This is a genomic window from Pseudoduganella sp. RAF53_2 (genome assembly GCF_052113985.1).
GTDB lineage: Bacteria > Pseudomonadota > Gammaproteobacteria > Burkholderiales > Burkholderiaceae_D > Rugamonas.
Window position 1 is genome coordinate 1 of record NZ_JBFRDW010000521.1, and the last position, 4,371, is coordinate 4,371.

4 protein-coding genes are annotated in these 4,371 nt (G+C 61.1%); 2 read left to right on the forward strand and 2 right to left on the reverse strand.

The features are described from left to right. Positions 1-147 precede the first annotated feature (147 nt). Together AB4Z11_RS24425 and AB4Z11_RS24430 are read left to right on the forward strand one after the other, a co-directional pair. Positions 148-1,443 (forward strand): dicarboxylate/amino acid:cation symporter, encoded by a 1,296-nt coding sequence (locus tag AB4Z11_RS24425; RefSeq protein ID WP_442028297.1) that lies wholly within the window; start codon positions 148-150, stop codon positions 1,441-1,443. Positions 1,444-1,572: 129 nt separating this feature from the next. Beyond that, positions 1,573-1,872: a hypothetical protein gene (locus tag AB4Z11_RS24430; RefSeq protein WP_442028299.1), complete on the forward strand. Its 300-nt coding sequence runs from the start codon at positions 1,573-1,575 to the stop codon at positions 1,870-1,872. On the opposite strand, the gene AB4Z11_RS24435 is transcribed toward AB4Z11_RS24430, so the two are convergent. Together AB4Z11_RS24435 and AB4Z11_RS24440 are read right to left on the reverse strand one after the other, a co-directional pair. Next, positions 1,869-3,338 (reverse strand): M20 family peptidase, encoded by a 1,470-nt coding sequence (locus tag AB4Z11_RS24435; RefSeq protein ID WP_442028301.1) that lies wholly within the window; start codon positions 3,336-3,338, stop codon positions 1,869-1,871. The two genes, AB4Z11_RS24430 and AB4Z11_RS24435, sit on opposite strands and share 4 nt — an antisense overlap. 12 nt (positions 3,339-3,350) lie before the next feature. Continuing rightward, the coding region (locus AB4Z11_RS24440) for an ATP-binding cassette domain-containing protein (protein WP_442028303.1) at positions 3,351-4,371 on the reverse strand (1,021 nt) is incomplete at its 5' end.

Sequence of the window (4,371 nt, forward strand, 5' to 3'; positions counted from 1 at the left end):
TGCCTATTCTGCGGCCTTTTCCTTGCTTGACAGCCCCTTCGGGCGCACGGATACTGCGGGACTTGCTCAATAGTTCACCATTCTAACGGCAAATTCATCCCGAACGAGCAATCCCCGACCGGGAAACCCACTACAGGAATGTTGCATATGGAAAAGAAAAATCGCCTGACCACTTATATTCTGGCCAGCCTTGTGTTGGGTATCATTGCTGGTTACGCGGCCAACGTCTCGCTGGAAGATCCGTCGGGATTTGCCGATAAGTTGTCCCTGCTCTCTACCGGCTTCCTGCGCCTGATCAAAATGATTATCGCGCCGCTGGTCTTCTCGACCCTTGTGGTCGGCATCGGCCGCATGGGCGATACCAGCGAAGTGGGCCGCATCGGCGCCAAGACGCTGGGCTGGTTCATCRTGGCGTCCGTGCTGTCGCTGACGCTGGGCCTGATCATGGTGAACCTGTTCCGTCCCGGCGATGAGCTGTTCAGCCATAACGCCGCGGCCACCGTCGCCAACGCCAGCGCCTCGCTGACCGACGCGGCGAAGGCTGTAGCGACTAATAAGAGTGGCCTGACGCCGAAGGAATTCGTCAATCACCTGATCCCGATCTCGATCTTCGACGCCATGGCCAAGAACGAGATCCTGCAGATTGTGGTGTTCTCCGTGTTCTTCGGCCTGGCTGCTGCTGCCGTCGGCAAAAAGGCCGAACCGCTGATCGAAGCGCTGGACGGTATGGCGCACATCATGCTCAAGGTCACCGGCTATGTGATGAAGTTCGCGCCGATCGCCGTATTTGCCGCCGTCGCCGGCACCATTGCCAAGAGCGGCCTGGGCGTACTGGCTACCTACGGCAAATTCATGGCCGAGTTCTACACCAGCATCGTGCTGCTGTGGGGCGTGCTGGTGGCCGCCGGCTTCATCTTCCTGGGACGCCGCGTGTTCAAGCTGCTGTCGGAAGTCAAAGAGCCAACCCTGCTGGCCTTCTCCACCGCTTCCAGCGAAGCGGCTTACCCGAAGACCCTGGAAGGCCTGGAGCGCTTTGGAGTGCGCAACCGCATCGCTTCCTTCGTGCTGCCGATCGGCTATTCCTTCAATCTGGACGGCTCGATGATGTACTGCACCTTCGCCACGCTGTTCATCGCACAGGCCTACGGCATTGAAATGTCGCTGGGCACGCAGATGACCATGATGCTGGTGCTGATGCTGACCTCCAAGGGCATGGCCGGTGTGCCGCGCGCATCCCTGGTGGTGATCGCCGCCACCCTGGGCCAGTTCAATATTCCCGAAGCAGGCCTGGTGCTGCTGCTGGGTATCGACCACTTCCTGGACATGGCCCGCTCCGCCACCAACGTCATCGGCAACTCCATCGCCACCGCCGTGGTGGCCAAGTGGGAAGGCGAACTTGCCAACCCGGACGCAGCCGAACCTGCCGCCCGCCGCGTCGTATAAGCGCCCCGCGCCGCAACACCAAGCCCCCGCCAGCCGGGGGCTTTTTAATTTGAACTCCCGCCCCTGCGCCAGGTCAAATCCCATAAGCCCTGCCCCGCCGACAATGTAGCTCTAGATCAGGAGCTCGCCATGGACGACATGCCACCACAAGATGATCCGCCGAGCCAGGGAGATCGGCTTACTCAGCTGGAGCAAAAAATGAGCGACTTGACCAATGAATTCCGCGCGCTTCGGCTGGAAGTGCAAATGGCTATCCAGACGGCCGTGCAGTCCGCAGTCGACAAATTGAATGCACGAATCGACGCGGCTGAGCGCAAACAGGATGAGCAATTTCACTGGATGATGACTTTGCTCGTGACAATTCTGGTCTGCGTAGCTGGGCTGGTCGCGGCTGTGGTGGGGCTGGCCGCGACCGTGTGGCGACATTAGCTGTTGCTGTTGCGCGCCAGCTGGTGGTAGAAGCGGATCATGTCGCCATAGTTTTTGACGGACATGCGCTCGTTGGTGCCGTGGAAGCGCGGCAGGTCCTCGGAGGTCGCGCGGACCGGGCCGAATTTCAGGATGTTGTCGCTTACCGCTTCGAAGTGGCGCGAGTCAGTCGCAGCGACCATCAAGCCCGGCGCCACCACCGCATCGGGAAACACCTCGCGCACGRTGCGGTTCACAATCCCATACGCAACACCATCCACGCTGGCCACATGCGAAGCCTCTGCGTTATAAGTCGTGGCATCGCTGATGCGGATCGCATCATTACCGATCACCTTGCGCATGTGGTCCTTCACGTCCGTCAGCGTATCTCCCGGCAGCAAACGGAAATTCACGGTGGCGCTGGCACTGCCCGGCAACACGTTATCCTTCACGCCCGCATTCACCATGGTCAGCGCCGTGGTCGTGCGCATCAGGGCATTGACGCTCGGCGTCTTCACCATCACGCGTTCCAGCACCGGCGAGAACAGCCAGAAGTTCGACAGTGCCACGCGATTGAAACCGCTCATCTCCGGCGCCAGGATCTCGAAGCTGGTCTGCGGCAACCCCTTCATGTGCACCGGCATCTGGTTCGCTTCCAGATCCGCCAGCGCCTTGCTCATCATGCCGATGGCCGTCTGCGGCGGCGGCATGGACGAATGTCCCGGTGCAGTGGACAGATCCAGCTTGTAGCTTGCGTAACCCTTCTCCGCCACACCGATCATCGCCGCCGGCACCTGCAGTCCCGGCACCACACCTTGCAGCACCAGCAGGCCTTCATCCAGCACATAATCCAGCTTCACGCCGCGCGACTTCATCAGCGCAGCAATCGCCACCGCACCGCGCGTGCCGCCCACTTCCTCGTCGGCGCCGAACGCCAGATAAATGGTGCGCTTGGGCTGATAGCCGCTGGCCACCAGCATCTCGATGGCCTCCATCTGCGCATACAGATTGCCTTTGTCGTCCCAGGCGCCGCGGCCCCAGACAAAGCCGTCCGCGACGACGCCGCTGAAAGGCTGCTGCGTCCAGTCCTTCTCCGTGCCCGGCGCAATCGGCACCACGTCCTGATGCGCCATCCACATCACGGGAGCGGCTTTGGGATCGCTGCCCTGCCAGGTGTAGAGCAGCGCATGGCTGCCCACATCCTCGCGCTTCAGGGCGGCATGCAGCCTGGGGAAGCTGGCCTGGAGGTGGGCGTGCAGCTTGTCGAATTCGGCGGCGTTGGCGTCCGCATCGGTGGCGTCTGAAATGGTGGTGAAGCGCAGTGATTCGGCCAGTCTTTGTGCTGCCGCGTTTTCATCGATCGCCAGCGCTGGTGCCGGTGCCACCTTCAGCTGACGCGATCCGCTCAGCGCCGTATTCACTCCTGCTGCTACTGCCAGCAGGCCAATGCCTGCAAGTGCTACTACGAGTACCCGCTTCACCGCCATCTAATTCCCCCGTTAGTTAGTCAATGCAGGCGATGCCTGCTCCTCATCCGTCCTCGCCTGCTGGCGTGCCCACATCTGGGCATACAGTCCATCACGTGCCAACAGTGATTGGTGCGTACCGCGTTCGACAATGCGTCCATGATCCAGCACGAGAATCTGCTGGGCGTCCGCAATCGTGGACAGGCGGTGCGCAATCACCATCGTCGTGCGGTTCTTCGCAATTTCCTTCAACTGCGCCTGAATCGCCTGCTCCGCCTTCGAATCCAGCGCCGACGTAGCCTCGTCAAAAATCAGGATGGCCGGATTCTTCAGCAGCGTGCGGGCAATCGCCACGCGCTGCTTCTCGCCACCGGACAGCTTCAGCCCGCGCTCACCCACCATGGTGCCATAACCATCCGGCAGGCTGGCAACAAAGTCGTGGATGGATGCAGCCCGCGCTGCGGCAATGATTTCGTCCTTGGTCGCGCCGGGGCGGCCGTAGGCGATGTTGAATTCGATCGTGTCATTGAACAGCACGGTATCCTGCGGCACGATGCCGATTGCGTGGCGCAGCGAGTCTTGCGTGACCTGGCGCAGATCCTGGCCGTCGATCGTGATGGCGCCCGAGTTGACTTCGTAGAAGCGGTACAGCAGGCGTGACAGCGTGGACTTGCCGGAACCGCTGTGGCCTACCACCGCAGTCGTGGTGCCGGCCGGGATGGTGAAGTCCACATCGAACAGGATCTGGCGCTTGGGATCGTAATTGAATTCCACGTGCGAGAAATGCACTTGCGCGCCGCCGCTGGTGAGCAATGGCCGCGCACCTGGCGCATCGTCCACCTCGCGGTTTTCGTCCAGCAGCGAGAACAGGCGCTCCATGTCGGCCAGACTTTGCTTGATCTCGCGGTAGATCACGCCGAGGAAATTCAACGGGATATACAGCTGAATCATGAAGGAATTCACCAGCACCAGGTCGCCGAGCGTCATCTTGCCGTCGATGACGCCCTGGGTTGCGCGCCACAGGATCAGCGTGACTGCCAGCGCGATAATCAGC

What these genes read in the sequence shown, in the direction of transcription:
- AB4Z11_RS24430 (WP_442028299.1), top strand. Translation starts at nt 1,573, where the DNA reads ATGGACGACATGCCACCACAAGATGATCCGCCGAGCCAGGGAGATCGG.